Source organism: Streptomyces sp. NK08204 (genome assembly GCF_020400585.1).
Classification (GTDB): domain Bacteria; phylum Actinomycetota; class Actinomycetes; order Streptomycetales; family Streptomycetaceae; genus Streptomyces.
On record NZ_JAINVF010000029.1, the window covers coordinates 52,360 to 70,835 of the forward strand.

Sequence of the window (18,476 nt, forward strand, 5' to 3'; positions counted from 1 at the left end):
GCCCGCTCCGCCCGCTGGGCAGTCCTTCGATGCGCAGTTCGACTTCCTCGCCGAGGCCGGGGTGCCACGCGTCTTCTCGGGCAAGAGTCGTCCCACGAGCACAGACGACTTGGCCGCGGCATCGAACTCGCCGTGCCCGCCGAGGAACTGAACTCCTCGGCGGGATCCTCGCCCGGGCGGGACCGACGCCGGTGGCGGTCGGTCCCGCGGGCCAGGGCCACTCGGCTGTCAGCCCAGCAGCTCGGCCATCCGGTCGAGGCGGCGCAGAGTCTCGTCGCGCGGCTCGGACGGCAGGTTGAACGTGATCTCGTCCACGCCCGCCTCCGTCAGCTCCGCGACGACCTTTGCCTCGGGCGTGGCCGCGTGCACCACGACCGGCACCCGCCGCCCGGCGCGTTCCCGCAGCTCGGCGATGCCGGCGGCGAGTGTCTCGGGGCTCGCGGCGAACGGGAACCAGCCGTCGCCGTACTCCAGCACCCGGTCGAACGTCCCCGGCCCCCAGCCGCCGACCAGCACCGGGATCGGGTGGAGCGGCTTCGGCCAGGAGTACGCAGGGGGAAAGTCCACGTACGTGCCGTGGAACTCGGCCCGCTCATGGGTCCACAGCTCCTTCATCGCCAGGACGCGCTCGCGCATCAGCGCCATCCGGGTGCGCGGGTCGGTGCCGTGGTCGCGCATCTCCTCGCGGTTCCAGCCGGCGCCGATGCCGAGGACGGCGCGGCCACCGGACACGTGGTCCAGCGAGGCCATCTCCTTGGCGAAGATGATCGGGTCGCGCTGCGGGATCAGCGCGATGCCGGTGCCGAGCAGCAGCCGTTCGGTGGCGACGGCGGCGGCGGTGAGCGCCACCACCGGGTCGAACGTGCGGTAGTAGATCGGGGGCAGCTCGCCTCCGCCGGGGAACGGCGTGTTGCGGCTGACCGGGATGTGGGTGTGCTCGGTCACGAACAGCGAGCCGAAGCCGCGTTCCTCCAGCGCCGCCCCGAGCGCGTCGGGCGCGATCCCCTTGTCGGTCACGAACGTCGATACGCCGAACTTCATATGCGTCCACCTCACCCGTCAGCGGAACTTGATCGTGGTGGGCAGCGAGGCGAACCCCCGGATGTTGGTGGTGTAGACGCGGACGACCCGGTCCGGGTCGATCTCGTACTCGCTGATCCGGGCCGCCAGTTCGTCCAGGACGATCCGAGCCTCGAGCCGGGCCAACGGAGCACCGAGGCAGAAGTGCGGGCCGCCCCCGAAGCTGATCGCGCGGTGGGTGTCGCGGTCGAGGTCGTAGCGTTCGGCGTCCGGAAACACCTCGGGGTCGCGGTTCGCTGCCGCGATCAGCAGCAGGACGCGCGCCCCCTGGGGCAGCCGGACGCCGTGCAGGGTCCGGTCCTCGGTGAGCGTGCGGACCATGTACTGGACGGGAGTGTCGTAGCGCAGGGTCTCCTCGACCCAGTCCGTGATCCGCCCCTCGAAGGCACGGGTGCGCTGCTGCGGGTACCGCCACGCCCAGTACCAGGCGTTGCCCAGCAGCCGCAGGCTCGTTTCATAGCCCGCCGTGACCAGCAGACCGAGCAGGGCGATGATCTGCTGGTCGGTCAGCGGCGAGCCGCCGACCGACGCCTGCGCCAGCGTGGTCAGCAGGTCCGTGCCCGGCGTGCGGCGCCGTTCGCCGACCCAGCGCACGTAGTATTCCGCCAGCGCGCTCATCGCCTGGGCGTTCTCGGGCGTGAGGTCCCGGGCGCCAGGCGGGCGGTGGAACGCGAGGTTGATCAGGCGGCGCATCTCGGCCCGGTCGGCGACCGGAACCCCGATCAGCTCCGAGATCACATCCATCGGGACCGTGGCCGCCACATCGGCGATGAAGTCGAACGATTCGCGTTCCAGCGCCGGTTCGAGGTGGGTGCGCACGACGTCACGGATCCGCGGCTCCAGCCCGGCGATGCGCCGCGGGCTGAACACCGCCGACACCAGGGCCCGCGTCTGGGTGTGCACGGGCGGATCCATGGCGTTGAACGACATCACCTTGTGGGCGTCGGGTCCCCAGATGGCGGAATCCAGGAGGGGGCCATTGGAGCTGGAGAACCCTGCCGAGTCGCGTAACGCGGCGTCCACATCCGCATGCCGCGACAACGCCCAGATGTCCAGGTCCTCGTTGTGATAGACGGGCGCCGTCTCCCGGAGCCACGCATACAGCGGATAGGGGTCAACGTTGAGCTGCTCGTCGTAGGGGCTGTACTCCACTGCCACCCTCTGTCGCCTCCACCGTTGTGATGTGTTCGAGAGTTCCTGCGCCGGTGCCGACCGGGTCCGGATCGGTCAGGACCCGGTGGCCTCGCGGAGCAGCAGAGCGGTGCCGCGCCCGGGCAGGGCGCCGCGTTGAGGACGAGCGCGCCGTTGACGGCGCCGGGGTTTCCCATGGACCTTCTTGGCGCGCTCGCTTTCCAGCGGGAGCCCTCGGTGCCCGACCTGAGCACCGCGCTGCGCCGCATCGAGGGCGCAGGCGTAGCCGGGTGGCTGTCTCCCGTCGGCCGAGGCGCCCACGAGGAGCCGGCCCCGGTGACCGCGGCGACGCTGCCCCACGATGACGTCGGGCCTGGCGAGCATCCGCGGATGTCGTCCGTCTGGGTCTTGCGGGCCGTCACCGGGCCGCGTGGCCTGATGACGCGTACCGCCCGCTGTCGTCGATGTCCTCGTCGATGCCGGACAGCCAGAGCCTCTCGCCGGCCCCGGCGGACACGGTGACACCTCGGGAATCAGGTCCCGCGGGCCCGCGCGGCAGCCGCGTCATCGAGGATCTCGACGGCGAAGAGGTCGGCCATCAGCGCGGCGGCCACCCGCTCCAGTCGCTCGGCGGGGGCCAGGTCGGTGAACGGTGTCGCCGACGTCGAGGCGGACATGGTGCCTCCTGGCTGGAGTGCGTGTCAGGTCGTCACGAGCAGGCAGTGCCGTCCGGCGCGACGGCCGGGGACGGAGCGCCGGGTCATGGCTTCTCTTGATCTTCCCAGCTCGCTGGGTGATGTGTTCGTCTCATCAGTACGACAACGCAACCCGCCGGAATGTGAGGTGTGAGACGCCGACCTCACGTTCAGGGGCGTTGCCTTGTCGACATGATGAGGGCAGACGCGACGGAGGAGCTGGTGACACGATGACCACCGAATCGGAGCCGGAGCACGGCCGGTCCGATCCGAGCCTGAGCGTGATCATGAGCGAACGGCGTCAGCTGATCAATCTCGCCTACCGGCTTCTCGGCTCCCTGGCCGATGCCGAGGACGCCGTCCAGGAGACCTACGCCCGGTGGTACGCGATGCCGCGGGACGACCAGGACGCCATCGAATCCCCCGGCGCCTGGCTGACGACGGTGACCAGCCGCATCTGCCTCAACCTGCTCGGCTCGGCGCGGGCTCGGCGCGAGACGTATGTGGGGGAATGGATCCCCGAGCCCCTGCCCGAACGCACGGAGTGGGTCACGGTACGGTCGGGCGGCACGCACATGGATCCGGCCGACCGGGTCACCCTCGACGAGTCGGTCAGCATGGCCTTCCTCGTCGTGCTCGAATCGATGACCCCGGCCGAACGGGTGGCCTTCGTCCTGCACGACGTCTTCCGCTACTCCTTCGCCGAGGTGGCCGAGATCGTGGGCCGGACGCCGGCGGCCTGCCGTCAACTGGCCTCCTCGGCCCGCCGCCGCGTCCGCGCCTCGCGGGCCTCCGTGACCCCGCCGGCCCGGCAGGCCGACATCGTCAGGGAGTTCAAGCAGGTGTGGGAGGCCAAGGACATCGACGGCCTCATCGGCCTGCTCGATCCCAAAGCCACGGTGATCGCCGACGGCGGCGGCCTGGCCGCCACAGTGGACCGGCCGGTCCAGGGAGGCGAGCAGATCGCGCGCGCCTGTGTCGAGCTTGCCGAGCGGGCTCCCTTGACGATCCTGGAGCGTACGGTCAACGGCCAGCCCGGCCTGGTGAGCCAGCAGGGCGGCGTCACGGTGGCGGTGCTGGCCTTCGACGTCGTCGGCGACCGGATCAAGTACATCTGGGCGGTGCTCAACCCCGAGAAACTCCGGACCTGGACCGCGGACTGACCGTACGGCGCCGCCCCGTTCATCAGTACGACAGGACAGCCGGCCAGAACGTGAGGCGAGGCACCGGTCGCGACGGGCTGGGCGCGGTATTACGGGGCGTGGGGTCGTGCCGGTGCGCCGTCTGGCGGACAAGGCGGGACTGACCGCCGCGCTGCCGGCGGCGGCGCGGCGGCGCGGCGGCTTCCACCCGGTGCGCCGGAATCGACGTGACGCGCCAGGCAGCCCTGGTCCTGGGCCACCCCGCCTCCGCGTCCACGCTGTACCGGTACCGGTACCGGTACTGGCCCCCGGTCACCCGATCGAAGAAGGGCTTGCCGAAGCAGCGCCTCGCGGCGGGCGCCGCAACAGCTGGACCTGCGCGCCGGACGTCCCGGCCGGAACAGCCGGCCCACCGTCAGCGGGCCGCCGGTCCCGTCCGGCAGTGTCGGCACGTCCGGCAGCGTCGGCACGTCCGGCTTGGCGCGGCACCGACCGCCTGGGAGACCTGAAAATCTTCCGATCCGCCACAGCACGACGTCTGCCGGCCCGCCCGGGGCATGTCCGCTCCGTCTCGACGTCAGTCGGTGGCGACGGAGCGGACATGCCCCAGGAGAACGATCCTCCGGGCGGTCGTCGTCGTGCGCGTGCCGTGGCGCTCGGTCTCCCGCCGACAGCTCGCGGCGTCCGGGCCGGCGTTCAGTCGAGGGCCAGTGCGTGCGCGGCCGGGGAGAGGTGGTCGACCCGTGGCGGGTCGGCCTCGTCGTAGTGCGACCACCGCCGGATCTCCTGGCAGTCGGGGCGTACGAGCATCGCCCCGCCGGGTTGCAGCCCGAGGGCGTCGGCGGTGCCCTCGTCGAGCATGTGGGCGGTGAGTGGAATCGGCGCGGTGGCGATGGCCCCGGCATCGGTCCAGGGCTGCCCCGCCGGCCCGGCGAGCAGGGTGAGCCCGTCGCCGACCAGGTCGAGGGTGCATACCGGGTCGGCCGGTGCCGAGCCGCCGTCGGGTGCCGGAAGCCAGCGGTGCGCCAGCCGCCCGTTGAGGTCCCACGGCAGGGTCTCGGCGGCGGTAGCGGGCTCGGTGGGCGGTGCGGAGGAGAACTCCACGTTGTGCCTGCCGACCGGGCGGCGCTCGGTCTGGTAGGAGTCGAGCAGGTCGGCCGGTGCCCATCCCCGCAACACCCAGGCAAGCTTCCAGCCAAGGTCGAAGGCGTCCTGGATCGCGGTGTTCATGCCGGTGCCGCCCCGTGGCGTCATCCGGTGGGCCGCGTCGCCGATCAGGAAGCCGCGGCCCTCCCGATACCGCTCGGCGAGCAGGGCGGCGAGCGCGAAGGTGCTGAACCGCTCGATCCGCGGCCGCAGTGCGGCGATGCCCGCGGCGCGGGCCAGCAGCCCGGCCAGTTCGGCTTCTTCGAGGTCGGCCAGCCCGGCCTGGCCCGGTGCGCGTGTCCGCGCGAAGACCCATCGGTCCCCGTGGCCCCGGCGGCTGAGGAAGCCGGCGGCGTCCGGCCGGGTGATCATGTAGATGGCAGGTTTCCGGTCCCCGGCAACGGCGTCGAGCGATGCCCGGAACTGCACCGACTCGTAGTCGCCGAGGTGATCCAGGCCTTCCATGGCGATGCCGAGCTGCTTGCGCACCGTGCTGTACGGGCCGTCCGCGCCGATCACGTAGCGCGCTTCGAGCAGATGGGTGGTCTCGGTCCGAAGGTCCAGCAGGGTGGCCCGGACACCGTTGTCGTCCTGGCGGAGCCCGGTCAGCTCGCATCCCAGCCGTACCGCTGCGGTGGGCATGGTGCGCAGATGGGCGAGCAGAACCGACTCCATGTCGTCCTGCGGTGCCCAGGCCGGCTGGGTCGGGCTGATCACAGCCGCCTCGGCCCGTGTCGGGATGGCCATCGGTAATTCGCTGCCGGTGCCGGCGGTCAGCGACTCGGTCACGTAGGTGTACGCCTCGACATCGCTCGCCTTGGCGCGTATCGCAGCCTCAAGGCCCCATCGGCGCATCAGCTCCATCGTCCGGGTGCTGATCAACATGGCGCGTGACAGGGCCGATGCCTGCGCCCGCTTCTCGACGAGCAGTACGTCGATCCCGTAGCCGGCCAGGGTGATGCCGGCCACCATGCCGGCCGGTCCGGCGCCCACGATGAGCACCTTGACCTGGTCCGGCAGTGATTGCCCCACTTGCCGTGATGCCGTCATGGCGTCTGACGCTAGGCATCGCCGACGTACGCCGTCAAGGCGGCGATAGTCGTCGCCAAGTGAGCGCCAAGTCACCGGCAAGCAGCCGGTGATTGTATGAGAGGACTCATGCCGGGATGGCAAAGGCTCCTTCAAAGGGAATGTAAAAACCGCGGCGGATCTGATGATCGAGACACCAGATGACCGAAAACGCCGTTGATTCCAAGTTCTTCGAGTAGGTCGCCGAAGTCGCCTGCAGGCGCCGCGAAGGGCGAGCAGCCGACCGCGTAGCTCGTGGACCGTGCCCGCGCCGAGCCCGCACCGACCGACGTCGGCCCGGTGGAAGTGCCGGCACCGCGCGACGATCCAAGATCTGCTCCGCCGGGTGGAAGCGGCCGGCCGCGCACCCATGTCACCGACACGGTGGGCACCGCCCCGGACGGCCGAAGCCCAGTCCGCGGACGGAGCAGTTCCAGCCCACACCGAACGCACCAGCCATCTGAAGGCGCCTCGCCTCACATTCCGGCGGGTTGTCCTGTCGTACCTGATGAGGCGAACACATCGTCCGACGAGCAGGAAGCTCAGGAAACACCACCACCAGCCTGTCCGTCCCCCGCGACCAGGCTCGGACGGCACCGCCTGCTCGTGCTGATCCACCACACACAACCAGTCAGGAGCACCATGAACACCCCCGCGACGTCGCCACTGTTCACTGAACCGGCGCCCGCCGAGCGCCTGGAGCGGGTGGCCACCGCGCTGAAGGAGAAGAACTTCGCCGTCGAGATCCTCGATGACGCCGCCGCCGCGCGCAGCCGCGTCAAGGACCTGATTCCCGAGGGCGCCACTGTGTTCACCGGGGCCAGCGAGACCCTCCGACTGTCCGGTATCGATGGCGACCTCAACACCAGCGGGCGGTACGACTCCGTCAAGGCACGAAGCTCCTCCATGGACCGCGCCACCCAACTGACGGAGATCTGGAAGCTGCTCGCCTGCCCCGACGTCATCGTGGGCAGCGTCGCCGCGGTCACCGAGACCGGCTCCCTCGTGGTCGCCTCGGCCAGCGGTAGCCAGCTGGCCGGCTACGCGGGCGCCGCGCAGCGCGTGATCTGGGTCGTCGGAGCGCAGAAGGTGGTGCCCGACCTGAGCACCGCGCTGCGCCGCATCGAAGACCACTGCGTCCCGCTGGAGGACGAGCGCTGCATGCAGGCCTACGGGGTGCCCAGTGCCCTCAACCGCATGCTCGTCCTCAACGCCGAACCGCACCCCGGGCGCGGCACCGTCCTGCTGCTCCGCGAAGCCATCGGATTCTGACGACACCGTGGGTGAGCGCGGCGTCAGTCCGTGCGATCCCGGCCTGGTGAACACCGGCACGAGGGCTTCTCAGCCCAGGCGGGGACCGGTGACCGGTTGGTGGACCAGGCCGGACGGGCGTGCCGGCGTCGCAGGTCCCGGATGCTCGGGCCGAGAAGCCGCTGGAGGAGACGGGGCGGCATGACCGGCGGTCCCGTTCTCCCGCCGACTGCGCTGATGGCCCGTCAGGCGCCCGCGCCCGCGCGCCGTATCCCCGGAGGGTCATGACAAGGTGATGCGGCAGGCGAAGCCGGCGGAGCACCTGCCGGCGGACGGCGCTGTGCGGGTGAAGGTCATGGCGGCCATGGCGATCAGCCGGGCGGGGCACCGGCCGGCCGTGGGGCCCGCCACAGCACTGTTCGGGCGCCCTGCGGTCCCGACGGCGCTGCCGGCAGGACTGCGGGCGGCCCGTGCCGGAGTCGGCGGGTCTGCGCGGTGGACGGCACCACGCTGCTGGTGCCCGACACCGAGGACAACGCTGCGGCGTTCGGCAAGCCCGGCGACGACCGGGGCGCCGGGGCGCTGCCCCCGGACCCGCGCAGCCACCGGCGCGGACCCGCTGCGGGAGACGGGCGACTCATCCCGGTGCAGGTGGTGGAGCAGACCCTGGACCGCGCCCCGCCGACCACGCCCCGCCGACCGCGGCCTCACCGCCCCACCGCCCCACCACCCACCGAAGTCACCGTCCCCGATCCGACCGAGGAACGCGGAATGCCGCAGGTCGTGCACTGTCCAGAGCCGGACGAGGGGCTTCGCGCCGGCGCCGCCCGGAGGCACGGGAACTGGAGCGGCGAGCGGTGGACGCCGTACACCCCACGAGGCGGCGATCCCGGTCGGAGCCGCACGCCATGAGCACGTTCGACCCCGACCGCGTGCCCGGCACCGCCGAGGGCCCGGTCGAGGCCCGGTCGCCTGCGCCGAGCGGTGGACCGAGGCGGGCGCGGTGATGCGCCTGATCCAGCACGTTCCGGTTGATCCACCGTAGGAACACCAGGAGGGACGACCATGTCTGATCTGCAGAACAAAGTAGTGATCGTGACGGGTGGCTCCGGCGGGCTGGGCGCCGCGACGGCCTCCTGCATGGCCCGAGCCGGGGCCAGGGTGGTGCTCACCGGCCGGGACAGCGAGGAAGGCGAGAAGGCCGCCGCCAGAACCGGGGGTGTGTTCCTCCGCCACGACGTGACCAGCGAGGACGACTGGCGGGCCGTGGTGGAAACGACGGTAGACCGCTACGGCCGGGTCGACGGCCTCGTCAACAACGCCGGGATCGACTCCTGGTCACTGATCGAGAACGAGACGCTGGAGCAGTTCGAACGCGTCCTGAAGGTCAACCTGACCGGGGTGTTCCTCGGGCTGAGGGCGGTCATCGCGCCGATGAAGGTGGCCGGCGGCGGCTCGATCGTCAACATCGGCTCCGCCACGGGTATGACCGGGCACCCCATGACCTCGGGGTACGGGGCGTCCAAGTGGGGTGTCCGCGGCCTCACCAAGACGGCGGCGGTGGAGCTGGGCCGCTACCGGATTCGTGTGAACTCCGTTCATCCCGGCCTGGTGCATACCCCGATGACCGAGGCCCACGGTGTGCGGCCCGGCGAGGGCAACTTCCCGCTGGCCCCGCTGGGCCGGGTCGGAGTGCCGGACGAGATCGGCGAGGCGGTGTCCTTCCTCATCTCCGATGCGGCCGCGTACATGACTGGCGCGGATATCGCCGTGGACGGCGGCTGGACGGCCGGGGAGAACACCATGATGCAGTACGCCGACGCCCCCGGCAGCACCACCTGACGCACCGCCACGCCCGTACGGCTCGCGGCCGGCTGAGCGGTGCAGCGTCCGGACGGAGCGGGTGCTGGAGCCGGCCCTGGAGGAGGGGGGATCACCGGTCACCTCGGCTGTGAAGAAAATGGGGCGGTGCGGAGAAGACCGCACGAGCCGCACCTGGCCGAGGTGTACGGTGCGGAGGTCCCGAAGGGGGAGACGCTCACGCCGGGCGCTCACACCCGTCTGCCCCGCCGGCCCGGGGCCACTTCCCCCACGGGGCTGTCCTTGACAACCAAGATCAACCGTTAATATTGACGCACCCGGTCGTACGGCTCTTCCAGCCCCTGACCTGCCTCCCGGCTCGCAGTCGCTGCGCACCGCCAAGTCGGCGCCAACCTGAGCGACAGTCAAGACCAAGCCCCATGATCAATGCTGAGGTGCCAGAACCAGCAGCAGTGGGGCGGGTCATACCGCACCAGTGCGGGCCGGTCCCGGTGAGTTCTGTCGTGAATGCCAGTCATCAGTCGTGGATTCACTTGAACCGGAGGGAATGAGGCCAAGATGCGGCGTCTCAAAACGAGCCGGACGCTTGCCGCCGGTGTGGCGGCAGCAGCAGCGCTCGTCGGCCTGGGAGCCGGACCATCGGGGCAGGCGGCGGAGGCCGCCACCCCATCGCCCAATCTGACCAGTCATCTCACCAGCGACGCGCCGGTCACCATTGTGGCCAGCGGCCTGAACTCGCCCAGGAGCCTGGCGTGGGGACCTCACGGTCACCTCCTGGTCTCCGAGGTCGGAAGCGCCCCGCAGACCTGCATGGGCACCGGCTACGACACCACATGCTACGGCTTCACCGGGTCGGTCGCAGACGTTTCGTCCGGCACGCCCGTACGGATCGCCGAAGGGCTGGCCTCCAACTTCAACGAGGAAGAGGTCGTCGGACCCAACGGCCTGGCCTTCTCCGACGGCTCCGCGTACGTGCTGGAGACGGGCTCGCCCGAGAGCGTCCCGTCCAGCCTGCCCGAGGACCTGCAGGCGCCGCTGAAGAAGCAGTACGGAGGGCTGCTGAAGATCAGCGACGGCCAGGTGTCCGAGGTGGCGAACCCCGGTGCGGCCGACTACCAGTGGACGCTGGAACACAAGATGCCCGCCGACTACCCCCGGGCCAACCCGTACGCGCTCGTCGCGAAGCCGCATGGCGGCTTCTACCTGGTGGACGCCGGCTCGAACACGCTGGACGAGGTCGACCGGGACGGCAACGTCCGGGTCCTCGCATACGTGCCCGGCACCTCGGCCGGCCACGACGCCGTGCCGACCTGCGTCGCCGTCGGCCCGGACGGCGGCGTCTACGTGGGCGGGATCACCGGACACGACAGCTCCGCCACCGACGCCAGCGTGTACCGGTACTCGCCCAAGAGCCACCGCATGACGCTGTGGCAGAGCGGCTTCAGCGCCATCAACGGCTGCGGCTTCGGCGCCAACGGCGACTTCTACGTCACCGAACTCGACACCACCGGCTTCCTGCCGACCGGCGACCCCGACGGCGTGGTCATCCAGATCAACCACCACGACAACTCCCGTACCGTCCTCGGAGAGGGGAAGCTGTTCGCGCCTGCGGGATTCCTCGCGGGCCCCGACGGCTCCATCTACGTGGCGAACAAGACCATGATGTGGCCGGCCTGCACGGACGCGCCGGCCTGCACCTCCTCGTCGGACGTCACGGCCAGTGACGGCGAGATCGTCAAGATCGGCTGATCCCGTCCGGTCGTCCCGCCGCGGGCCGGGCCAGGCATGCCCGGCCCGGCCCGCGGCGGCACCGTCAATCCGCAGGACCCATCCGCTGTGTTCGTGATCGGAGGACATGCGTGCGTGCTGGCATCTGGCTCATCGGCGCCCGAGGATCCGTCGCCACCACCAGCGTGGTCGGAGCGCTCGCGCTGCGTGCCGGTCTGGCCGACCCGGTGGGCTGCGTGACCGCCCACCCCGCGCTGGACGTCTCGGCGCTGCCCGGCCTCGGCGACCTGGTCTTCGGCGGTCACGACGTGACCACGGTCCCGGTGGCCAAGAAGGCCGAGCAACTCGCCGCCGCCGGCATCGTGCCGGCCCGGCTGGTGCAGGCACTGGAGCCGGAACTCGACGAGGTGGAGGCGAACCTGCGGCACGCCCCGACCGGCGCCACCCAGGCCGAGACCGCCACCCTGATCGCCGCTGACATCAAGGCGTTCGCCACGCGGCACGGCCTCGACCGGGTCGTGGTGGTCAACGTGTCCTCCACCGAACCCGCGCCCCCACCCCACCCCGCGCACGCCGACCTCACCGCGCTGACCGCCGCGCTGACCGCCCCGGGCAGGGTGCTGCCGCCCAGCTCGCTGTACGCCTACGCGGCGTTCGACAGCGGCTGCCCGTACGTGGACTTCACCCCCTCCACCGGAGCCCGGCTGCCCGCGCTGGCCCAACTCGCCGCCGAACGCGGCCTGCCCTACGCCGGCCACGACGGCAAGACCGGCGAGACGCTGCTGAAGTCGGTGCTCGCGCCCATGTTCGCGATGCGCAACCTCACGGTCCGCTCCTGGTCGGGAATCAACCTGCTCGGCGGCGGAGACGGCGCCAGCCTGACGAACCCGCAGGCCAACGCCGCCAAGGCGGCCAGCAAGCAGCGGGTGCTGCGCGAGACCCTCGGGTACGAGCCCGACGGCGACACCCGCATCGACTACGTGGCCGACATCGGCGACTTCAAGACGGCGTGGGACCTGGTCACCTTCGAAGGCTTCCTCGGCACCGGCATGTGCCTGCAGTTCACCTGGCAGGGCTGCGACTCCGCCCTTGCAGCCCCGCTCGTCCTCGACCTCGCCCGGATCACCCTGGCAGCGCACGCGGCCGGGCACACGGGGCCGCTGGCGTCGCTCGCGTACTTCTTCAAGGACCCGCTGGGCGACGCCGACCACGCGCTGCACGCCCAGTGGGAGTCGTTACGCACGTACCTGGCCGGACTCGGCGGCGGCCGATGACCACGCCGCGGGACGTCATGGAGCTGGTCCGCGCCCCCGCGGCGCTGTCGGTGCCCGGGGACGCCGTGGCCGGCGCCGCCGCCGCGAGCGCCCTCGGGCCGCGTACCGCCGCCCTGTCCGCGGCCGCGGTCTGCCTGTACTGGGCGGGGATGGCGGCCAACGACTGGGCGGACCGGGACCTGGACGCCGACGAGCGCCCCGACCGGCCGATTCCCTCCGGCCGGGTGACGGCAGGCGCCGCACTGGGCGTCGCGGCCGGGCTCAGCGCGGCCGGCCTCGCACTGGCCGCACTGTCCGGCGGGCGCCGGGCCCTCGCGGTGGCGGTGCCGCTGACCGGCGCGGTGTGGGCCTACGACCTGAAGCTGAAGGACACCGCGGCCGGCCCGGCCGCCATGGCCACCTGCCGCGGACTCGACGTCCTCCTCGGCGCGAGCGCACGCCGGGGCGGCTGGCGGCGCGCGCTCGCGCCGGCGCTCACCGTCGCGGCGCACACGTACACGGTCACCGCCCTCTCCCGCAGGGAAGTGACCGGCGGCAGCCGCCTGTTGCCGGGTGCGACGCTGGTCGGGACCGCCGGGATCGCCCTCGCAGCCTCCGGCCGGGCGCCGCGGCCCGGGCTGGCCCGGTCGCTGGCCGCCTGGTACGCCGCCGGCTACGGGGACGCCCAGGTCCGGGCGCTGGCCACGCCGGACGCCGGCAGCGTACGGGCGGCGGTCGCGGCCGGGATCACCGGTCTGCCGGCGCTGCAAGGAGCGCTCGTCGCGCGCTCCGCGCGGCCCGCCGCCGCTGCGGTGGTGGCCGCCTGCGCACCGCTCGGCCGGGCCCTGGCCAGCCGGGTGTCGCCGACATGAGCGCCTTTGCCGGCACGAGCGTGCGATTCGGCTACGGGACCAACGGGTTCTCCAACCACCGCCTGGAGGACGCGCTCGCCGTCATCGCCGACCTCGGTTACGAAGGCGTCGCGCTCACCCTCGACCACCACCATCTCGACCCGTTCGGACCGGACCTGCCCCGCCGGGTCGAAGCCCTGGCGACACGGCTGGACCGGCTCGGGCTCGGCGTCGTCATCGAAACCGGCGCCCGGTACCTGCTCGACCCGCGGCGCAAGCACGCCCCGACGCTCCTCGACGACGAACCCGCGGCCCGGCTCGACTTCCTGCGGCGGGCCGTCCGCATCGGAGCGGATCTGGGGGCGGAGGCCGTCTCGTTCTGGGCCGGCATACGGCCCCCCGACGTCCCGCAGGACCAGGCGTGGGACCGCCTGGTGCGGGGCTGCGACGAGGTGGTGGCCGCGGCGGACGCCGCGGGTGTGCGGCTGGGTTTCGAACCAGAACCCGGCATGCTGGTGGAGACGATCGACGACTGGTTCACGCTGCGCGGCAGGCTCGGCGCGCCGGGCTGCTTCGGCCTGACGCTCGACATCGGCCACTGCCGCTGCATCGAGTCGCGGCCGGTGGCGGACTGTGTGGCAACGGCCGGTCCTCACCTGGTCAACGTGCAGATCGACGACATGCGGCGGGGTGTGCACGAGCACCTGGAGTTCGGTGCCGGCGAGGTCGACTTCCCGGCCGCGCTGCGCGCCCTCGCCGACGCCGGATACGGCGGGCTGACGGCCGTGGAGCTGCCCCGCCACTCCCATGCCGCACCCGCGGTCGCGCGCGCGTCGCTGGAGTTCCTCACCGCCGCCCGCGCCGCAGCCGAGGCCCTCGCTGCAACCCGTGAAGCCAAGGAGGTCCCGCAGTGACCGGCGGACATCTCGCAGACGTGCTGAAAGACCAAGTCGCCGACCCGGCGTGGCTGCACGACGCCGAGCGGCAGGTGACACAGGACCCCGCCGCGGTCGCCGCGCTGTTCCCCGCCGCGGGCAGGCGATGCGGCCGGGGCCCGCTCACGGACCCCGGCCCCCAGCTGGCGGGCTGGACCGTCGACGACGCGGCCCGCGTCCTGCTGCTGACCGCGCTGCCGCTGCGCGGCGCGGCGCTGGCCCAGCAGGTCGGTGCGCTGTACCGGTACGGCGGCGCGGCCGAGAAGCGCGCGGTGCTCCGCGCCCTGCCCGGCCTGGAGATCGGATCCCTCGCGGTGGACCTGCTCCACGACGCGATCCGCACCAACGACCCGCGGCTGATCGCCGCCGCGGTCGGCCCCTGCGCCCGGCATCTCGACGACGCGATGTGGCGGCAGGCCGTGCTCAAGTGCGTGTTCATGGACATACCGCTGACCGCGGTGGCCGACCTGGAACGGCGTGCCGACGGCGAACTGGCCCGGATGCTGGCCGACCTGGACGACGAACGGCGTGCCGCCGGACGGACCATGCCCGACGATGCGACCGCCCTGCTGGCACTGATCGGCGACCGGACGCCGGCACGGTCCGGCGAGCGCGAGGAGGAGGCAGTCTGATGCGCATCTTCGACCCGCACATCCACATGACCTCACGGACCACCGACGACTACGAGCGCATGGCGGCGGCCGGCGTACGCGCGCTGGTCGAGCCGGCCTTCTGGCTCGGCCAGCCGCGCACGAACGCCGGGTCGTTCATCGACTACTTCGACTCGCTGACCGGCTGGGAGCCGTTCCGCGCCGCCCAGTTCGGCATCCGCCACCACTGCGCCATCGCGCTGAACCCCAAGGAGGCCAACGACCCGCGCTGCCGTGAGGTGCTGGGTGAGCTGCCGCGTTACCTGGCCATGGACGGAGTGGTGGCGGTGGGCGAGGTCGGCTACGACTCGATGACGCCGGAGGAGGACGAGGTGTTCGCGGCCCAGCTCGAGCTGGCCGTCGAGCACGACCTGCCGGTGCTCGTGCACACCCCGCACCGCGACAAGCAGCGCGGTACCCGGCGCACGCTGGACGTACTGAAGGAGTCCGGCATCGAACCCGGACGGGTCGTCATCGACCACCTCAACGAGGTGACCGTGGGCCTGGTCGCCGACAGCGGCTGCTGGATGGGGTTCTCCATCTATCCGGACACCAAGATGTCACCGGACCGTATGGCCGCGGTGCTGCGCGAGTACGGGACGGACCGGATGCTGGTGAACTCCGCCGCCGACTGGGGCCGCAGCGACCCGCTGCTCACCCACGCCACGGGGCAGGCGATGCTGGCCGCCGCGTTCACCGACGACGACGTGGACCGGGTGCTGTGGCACAACCCCGTCGAGTTCTACGGCCAGTCCGGGCGGTTGGAGATCTCCCCGGCGGCATCCGGGGCGGAGCAGGAGCCCGCTTCGGCGTTCGCCGGCAACTCCATCGCCCGCGGAGGCAGCTGATGCGGCTGCGGCACCCCGACGGCCAGACGATCCACCTCGGCTACTGCACCAACGTCCACGCCGGCGAGGAACTGCCGGAGATCGTCGGGCAGCTCGACACGTACGCGGTGACGGCACGCAGGCTCCTGGGTGCCGACCGGCTCGGGGTCGGACTGTGGCTGGCCGCGCCGGTCGCCGCGCAACTCGCCGCCGACCCCGCTGCGGTGGACAGGCTGCGCCGCGACCTCGACGCGCGCGGCCTGGAGGTGGTCACCTGCAACGGCTTCCCCTACCGCGCCTTCCACGCCCCGGTGGTCAAGCACGCCGTGTACCAGCCGGACTGGCTGACCGACGAACGCATGGCCTACACGGTCGACCTGGCCCGGGTGCTGGCCGGACTGCTTCCCGACGACGCCGCCCGCGGCTCGGTGTCCACACTGCCGCTGGCCTGGCGTACGCCCTGGACCGCGCGGCACCGGGCGGCGGCCGGGGGGCGGCTCGCCGAACTGGCGGACCGGCTCCAGGCCGTGCACGCGCGAACCGGGCGGCTGATCCGCGTGGGGTTCGAACCGGAACCCGGGTGCGTGCTGGAATCGACCGAGCAGGTGGCCGAGGGGTTGTCCGGCGTCGACACCCGGTACCTCGGGGTGTGCCTGGACCTGGCCCATCTGGCGTGCGGGTGGGAGGAGCCGGGTGCCGCGCTGGCCCGGCTGGCCGGTGCGGGCCTGCCGGTGGTGAAGGTGCAGGTGTCCGCCGCCCTGGAAGCGGACGATCCGGAACAGGCCGGAACGTCTGCCGCGCTGCGGGGATACGCCGAGCCCCGGTTCCTCCACCAGACCCGGTCCGCCGCCGGGCACGCGGCCGACGATCTGGCCGACGCGCTCGACGCGGGCTTCCCCGGGCCGTGGCGGGTGCACTACCACGTGCCGCTGCACGCCGCCCCCCAGCCACCGCTGCACGCCACGCTGGACGTGCTGCGCGATGCGCTGGCCGTGCTCGTCGGAGGCGACCGGGCGTTGTGCGACCACCTGGAGGTGGAGACGTACACCTGGAACGTGCTCCCGCCGGCCCAGCGTCCCTCCGGTCCCGGCCGACTGGCCGAGGGCATCGCCGCCGAGGTGGCCTTCGCCCGGGACGAACTGCTCGCTCTGGGGCTGCGCGAACGATCTGTGAGGGAGATGATCCATTGAACCGCCGGCCCACCCCCCTTGTCGTGCTCAACGTCGTGGGGCTCACTCCGCGTCTGCTCAAGCACATGCCTCGACTGGCCGCGACCGCCCGCACGGGCTGGCAGGCCCCACTCGCTCCGGTCCTGCCCGCGGTCACCTGCTCGATGCAGGCCACATTGCTGACCGGCGCACCGCCGCGTGAGCACGGCATCGTCGGCAACGGCTGGTACTTCCGCGACCTCGGTGAAGTCCTGCTCTGGCGACAGCACAACGCGCTCGTGGGCGGGGACAAGCTGTGGGACGCGGCCCGCCGGCGTTGGCCCGGGTACACGGTCGCCAACATCTGCTGGTGGTATGCGATGGGGGCGGCCACCGACTGGACGGTGACTCCGCGCCCGGTCTACCACGCTGACGGCCGTAAGGATCCCGACTGCTATACGGACCCGCCGGAGCTGCACGACGAACTCACTGACGCGCTCGGTACCTTTCCGTTGTTCAACTACTGGGGTCCGGGTGCGGGCCTGGCGTCGTCGAGGTGGATATGCCGCGCCGCGCAGCATGTCATGGAGCGTCACGATCCGGATCTGACCCTGGTGTACGTGCCGCACCTCGACTATGACCTGCAGCGGTTCGGTCCGGACGGGCGGCGGGCCGCGTCCGCCGCGGCGCGTCTGGACAGGGTGCTCGGGCCGCTGCTCGATGCGGCGCGTGACCGCGGCGCGACCGTGGTGGTCCTGTCGGAGTACGGCATCACACCGGCGAGGCGTCCGGTCGATGTCAACCGGGCGCTGCGCCGCGAGGGACTGCTGCGGGTGTACACCCAGGCGGGTATGGAGTACCTGGACCCGTGGACGTCGCGGGCGTTCGCCGTCGCCGACCACCAGGTCGCGCATGTCTACGTTCCTGATCCGGCCGACCTGCCCATGGTGCGTAAGGTGTGCGCCGATCTGCCCGGCGTCGCCGAGGTGCTGGGCGAGGAGGACAAGGCGGCATACGGCCTGGACCATCCGCGGGCCGGCGACCTCGTCCTGGTCGCCGAGCCGGAGGCCTGGTTCACCTACTACTACTGGCTGGAGGAGGATCGCGCGCCGGACTTCGCCCGGCTGGTGGAGATCCACCGCAAGCCCGGATACGACCCGGCCGAGCTGTTCTTCGACCCCGCGGCCCCGGGCGCCGCCAGATTCCGGACCGCGGTGGCGCTGGCGCGCAAGAAAGTGGGCCTGCGGTACCTGATCAGCTCGGTCGGCCTGGATGCGGGAGCCGCCGCCGTGCGCGGCACGCACGGCCGGCTGCCCGTCGGTTCGCAGGACAGCCCGGTCCTGCTGTGCTCTGATCCCCGCGGCGCCCGCGAGCGGTACGAGGCAACCGAGGTCAAGGACCTGCTGCTGGATCTCGCGTCGCCGATCGGCGGACAGGTCTGACGTCCTGCCCGGTTCCGGCCGCCGGCAGTGCTCCCACCCGAACGGCACGGGGCGCGCCCGGCGACCCGCCCGGTGCGCCCCGCGCCCTGCCGTGCCCGACCGGCGTTCGGTGCGGACTGCGCCGGCGGCGCGCCGGGGGACCGGTACGTGACCGTGGGCGCCGCCGACTGATCCGCGGCGCGGTATTCGGCCAGGACCGACTGCGTTCATGCCATCCCGCTGCAACCTGCCTCCCCCGTCACGGGGGCGCGGCTACACATGAAAGCCGGGGTGGCTCACTGCCGTCCCGGCATGGTGTTGGCCGCTGA

Annotated in this window: 16 protein-coding genes; 12 read left to right on the forward strand and 4 right to left on the reverse strand. The window is 72.0% G+C overall.

From position 1 onward, the window contains the following. Positions 1-228: 228 nt before the first annotated feature. The 3 genes from K7G59_RS30070 to K7G59_RS30080 form a co-directional block, all read right to left on the reverse strand. Positions 229-1,041, reverse strand: coding sequence for an LLM class F420-dependent oxidoreductase (locus K7G59_RS30070; RefSeq protein WP_225839752.1), 813 nt, complete (start codon positions 1,039-1,041; stop codon positions 229-231). 18 nt (positions 1,042-1,059) lie between these two features. Then, on the reverse strand, positions 1,060-2,238 hold the full coding sequence (locus K7G59_RS35125) for a cytochrome P450 (RefSeq protein ID WP_225839753.1): 1,179 nt from the start codon (positions 2,236-2,238) through the stop codon (positions 1,060-1,062). A 506-nt stretch (positions 2,239-2,744) separates the two neighbouring features. Beyond that, a complete protein-coding gene (locus K7G59_RS30080; RefSeq protein ID WP_225839754.1) occupies positions 2,745-2,888 on the reverse strand; it encodes a hypothetical protein in 144 nt (47 codons plus the stop codon). A gap of 248 nt (positions 2,889-3,136) precedes the next feature. Here K7G59_RS30080 and sigJ point away from each other — a divergent pair, with 248 nt between their 5' ends. Then, complete coding sequence (gene sigJ / locus K7G59_RS30085) at positions 3,137-4,069, forward strand: RNA polymerase sigma factor SigJ (RefSeq protein WP_225839755.1); 933 nt, start codon at positions 3,137-3,139, stop codon at positions 4,067-4,069. 675 nt (positions 4,070-4,744) lie between these two features. Here the strand turns inward: sigJ and K7G59_RS30090 are convergent. Next, complete coding sequence (locus K7G59_RS30090; protein WP_225839756.1) at positions 4,745-6,244, reverse strand: FAD-dependent monooxygenase; 1,500 nt, start codon at positions 6,242-6,244, stop codon at positions 4,745-4,747. Positions 6,245-6,904: 660 nt separating this feature from the next. Between K7G59_RS30090 and K7G59_RS30095 the strand changes: the two genes are divergently transcribed. From K7G59_RS30095 to K7G59_RS30145, 11 genes are all read left to right on the forward strand, one after another. Next, the gene (locus K7G59_RS30095; protein ID WP_225839757.1) at positions 6,905-7,534 is read left to right on the forward strand and encodes an LUD domain-containing protein; all 630 of its coding nucleotides are present in this window, start codon (positions 6,905-6,907) and stop codon (positions 7,532-7,534) included. A 474-nt stretch (positions 7,535-8,008) separates the two neighbouring features. Next, complete coding sequence (locus K7G59_RS30100; protein WP_225839816.1) at positions 8,009-8,425, forward strand: hypothetical protein; 417 nt, start codon at positions 8,009-8,011, stop codon at positions 8,423-8,425. Positions 8,426-8,578: 153 nt separating this feature from the next. After that, complete coding sequence (locus K7G59_RS30105) at positions 8,579-9,355, forward strand: glucose 1-dehydrogenase (protein ID WP_225839758.1); 777 nt, start codon at positions 8,579-8,581, stop codon at positions 9,353-9,355. A gap of 537 nt (positions 9,356-9,892) precedes the next feature. Continuing rightward, positions 9,893-11,083, forward strand: coding sequence for a ScyD/ScyE family protein (locus K7G59_RS30110; RefSeq protein ID WP_225839759.1), 1,191 nt, complete (start codon positions 9,893-9,895; stop codon positions 11,081-11,083). A gap of 110 nt (positions 11,084-11,193) precedes the next feature. Continuing rightward, complete coding sequence (locus K7G59_RS30115) at positions 11,194-12,336, forward strand: inositol-3-phosphate synthase (RefSeq protein WP_225839760.1); 1,143 nt, start codon at positions 11,194-11,196, stop codon at positions 12,334-12,336. After that, positions 12,333-13,187, forward strand: coding sequence for an SCO3242 family prenyltransferase (locus K7G59_RS30120; protein ID WP_225839761.1), 855 nt, complete (start codon positions 12,333-12,335; stop codon positions 13,185-13,187). The genes K7G59_RS30115 and K7G59_RS30120 overlap by 4 nt, the downstream gene beginning before the upstream one ends. Next, positions 13,184-14,080, forward strand: a complete 897-nt coding sequence (locus K7G59_RS30125; protein WP_225839763.1) for a sugar phosphate isomerase/epimerase — start codon at positions 13,184-13,186, stop codon at positions 14,078-14,080. Before K7G59_RS30120 ends, K7G59_RS30125 begins: the two co-directional genes overlap by 4 nt. After that, the gene (locus K7G59_RS30130) at positions 14,077-14,733 is read left to right on the forward strand and encodes an EboA domain-containing protein (RefSeq protein ID WP_308295105.1); all 657 of its coding nucleotides are present in this window, start codon (positions 14,077-14,079) and stop codon (positions 14,731-14,733) included. Before K7G59_RS30125 ends, K7G59_RS30130 begins: the two co-directional genes overlap by 4 nt. Then, positions 14,733-15,599 (forward strand): TatD family hydrolase, encoded by an 867-nt coding sequence (locus tag K7G59_RS30135; RefSeq protein ID WP_225839765.1) that lies wholly within the window; start codon positions 14,733-14,735, stop codon positions 15,597-15,599. The genes K7G59_RS30130 and K7G59_RS30135 overlap by 1 nt, the downstream gene beginning before the upstream one ends. After that, positions 15,599-16,768, forward strand: a complete 1,170-nt coding sequence (gene eboE / locus K7G59_RS30140; protein WP_225839766.1) for a metabolite traffic protein EboE — start codon at positions 15,599-15,601, stop codon at positions 16,766-16,768. Before K7G59_RS30135 ends, eboE begins: the two co-directional genes overlap by 1 nt. Then, positions 16,765-18,168, forward strand: a complete 1,404-nt coding sequence (locus K7G59_RS30145) for an alkaline phosphatase family protein (protein WP_225839768.1) — start codon at positions 16,765-16,767, stop codon at positions 18,166-18,168. Before eboE ends, K7G59_RS30145 begins: the two co-directional genes overlap by 4 nt. Positions 18,169-18,476 lie beyond the last annotated feature (308 nt).

Coding starts and splice junctions, on each gene's coding strand:
- K7G59_RS30105 (WP_225839758.1), top strand. CDS start 8,579: ATGTCTGATCTGCAGAACAAAGTAGTGATCGTGACGGGTGGCTCCGGC.
- eboE (WP_225839766.1), top strand. CDS start 15,599: ATGCGGCTGCGGCACCCCGACGGCCAGACGATCCACCTCGGCTACTGC.
- K7G59_RS30070 (WP_225839752.1), bottom strand. CDS start 1,041: ATGAAGTTCGGCGTATCGACGTTCGTGACCGACAAGGGGATCGCGCCC.
- K7G59_RS30135 (WP_225839765.1), top strand. CDS start 14,733: ATGCGCATCTTCGACCCGCACATCCACATGACCTCACGGACCACCGAC.
- K7G59_RS30120 (WP_225839761.1), top strand. CDS start 12,333: ATGACCACGCCGCGGGACGTCATGGAGCTGGTCCGCGCCCCCGCGGCG.
- K7G59_RS30080 (WP_225839754.1), bottom strand. CDS start 2,888: ATGTCCGCCTCGACGTCGGCGACACCGTTCACCGACCTGGCCCCCGCC.
- K7G59_RS30110 (WP_225839759.1), top strand. CDS start 9,893: ATGCGGCGTCTCAAAACGAGCCGGACGCTTGCCGCCGGTGTGGCGGCA.
- sigJ (WP_225839755.1), top strand. CDS start 3,137: ATGACCACCGAATCGGAGCCGGAGCACGGCCGGTCCGATCCGAGCCTG.
- K7G59_RS30090 (WP_225839756.1), bottom strand. CDS start 6,244: ATGACGGCATCACGGCAAGTGGGGCAATCACTGCCGGACCAGGTCAAG.
- K7G59_RS30125 (WP_225839763.1), top strand. CDS start 13,184: ATGAGCGCCTTTGCCGGCACGAGCGTGCGATTCGGCTACGGGACCAAC.
- K7G59_RS30095 (WP_225839757.1), top strand. CDS start 6,905: ATGAACACCCCCGCGACGTCGCCACTGTTCACTGAACCGGCGCCCGCC.